Below are 248 nucleotides of genomic sequence, written 5' to 3'. Positions count from 1 at the left end.
AGCACTATCATCGGCGCAGAGTTGTTTCACGGTCCTGTTCGGGATGGGAAGGGGTGGGACCAACTTGCTATGGTCATCAGGCATTGACTTGTACGAGCGACGCTTTCAGCGACGCTCCGAATCTGGAATCAGTAAGTAATGGGGTAATGAAGTTGTATCAACGAACGTTTCAACGTACTTCTCATTCACCATAACCTGCTAAGGTTATAGGGACAAGCCGTACGGGCAATTAGTATCAGTTAGCTTAA

At 47.6% G+C, this 248-nt stretch carries 1 rRNA gene; it reads right to left on the bottom strand.

The annotated features are described in order from the left end of the window. Positions 1-81: ribosomal RNA gene (gene rrf, locus ACUJB0_RS31750) — 5S ribosomal RNA — on the bottom strand; the annotation flags it as partial. Positions 82-248: the final 167 nt, after the last annotated feature.

Origin of the sequence: Duganella caerulea (assembly GCF_040362985.1) — a bacterium.
In the GTDB taxonomy this organism is placed as follows: domain Bacteria; phylum Pseudomonadota; class Gammaproteobacteria; order Burkholderiales; family Burkholderiaceae_D; genus Rugamonas; species Rugamonas vulcania.
This window is presented reverse-complemented; position numbering and strand designations above follow the sequence as displayed.